Below are 777 nucleotides of genomic sequence, written 5' to 3' on the forward strand. Positions count from 1 at the left end.
TCCTCGCGCAGCGTCACCACGGCCTCGCGCACGGAAGCGTGGGAGGAGAGCACGGCTTCGATTTCGCCCAGCTCGATGCGGAAGCCGCGCAGCTTCACCTGGAAGTCGATGCGGCCGAGGTAGTCGAGCTGGCCATTGTCGAGCCAGCGCGCCTTGTCGCCGGTGCGGTAGAGGCGCTCGCCTGGAGCGGAGGCGAAGGGGTGGGGAATGAAGCGCTCGGCGGTGAGCTCCGGGCGGCCGAGGTAGCCGCGCGCCAGGCCGATGCCGCCGATGAAGAGCTCGCCAGGCACGCCGACGGGCACCGGCTGCAGCGAAGCGTCCAGTACGTACGCGCGCACGTTGTGGAACGGCCGACCGATGGAAACGTGCCGGGCGTCCACGTCGGTGTTGACGGTGGCGCAGACGGTGGCCTCGGTGGGGCCGTAGGCGTTGACGAAGCGGCGGCCCGGCTGGAAGCGGGCCACCAGCTCCGGGGTGCAGGCCTCACCGGCGGTAATGAGCGTCTGGATGCCGCGCAGGCCCTCGGGCTCCAGCTGGGCGAGCACGGAAGGAGTCAGCTTGAGGGTAGTGACGGACTGCTCCTGGAGCACCTTGAGTAGAGGCGCACCGGGCATGAGCTCGTCGCGGGAAGCGAGTACGAGGCAGGCACCGGAGAGCAGGGCGGGGAAGATTTCGGAGACGGAGGCGTCGAAAGCGGAAGAGAAGAACTGGAGCAGGCGTCGGCCGGGCCCCAGGTCCATGAAGGCAATGGTTTCCCGAGCGGTGTTGCACAGGCCG

At 69.1% G+C, this 777-nt stretch carries 1 protein-coding gene; it reads right to left on the minus strand.

Features of this window, described 5'->3' with window-relative positions; translation table 11 throughout:
- Positions 1–740, minus strand: a 740-nt coding sequence (locus tag G4D86_RS51765) for an AMP-binding protein (RefSeq protein WP_338050660.1), incomplete at its 3' end; no start/stop codon positions are given.
- Positions 741–777 lie beyond the last annotated feature (37 nt).

This window comes from Pyxidicoccus caerfyrddinensis, from assembly GCF_010894405.1.
GTDB lineage: Bacteria > Myxococcota > Myxococcia > Myxococcales > Myxococcaceae > Myxococcus > Myxococcus caerfyrddinensis.